We start from the raw sequence: 352 nt of genomic DNA, 5'->3' as shown, positions 1-352 counted from the left end.
GTATTGGAGCCACCGAGCGGGCGCGACGGCGCGCTGGACGCGATCGGTGCCGGCTCGCTACCATCGACGGGAGCGGCGGCGACCGGAGCAGTCAGCTTCGCATCGGTGCTGCGGCGGTAGGCCTCGAACTGCTCGCGCAGGGTGCGAATCTGGTAGCCATTCTGTTCGACCTGCCCGGTCAGCGTCGCAAGCTGCTGCTCGAGCGAGGTCACGCGCGCGGTCAGGTCGACGACGGCGCTGGAGGCGGGCGCGCCGGGTACTTCGGTCGGAGCGACCGGCGCGGTCACGTCGGGCTGGAGCAACTGGCCGTTCGGGAAGACCTTGCGCTGGACCGCGCGCATCTCGCTTTCGA

Annotated in this window: 1 pseudogene; it reads right to left on the bottom strand. The window is 70.5% G+C overall.

Going from position 1 to position 352, the window contains the following annotated elements:
- Positions 1–352, bottom strand: a pseudogene (locus AC0IYH_RS30065) (hypothetical protein); the annotation flags it as partial.

This window comes from Pseudomonas sp. AC463, from assembly GCF_979253585.1.
This window is presented reverse-complemented; position numbering and strand designations above follow the sequence as displayed.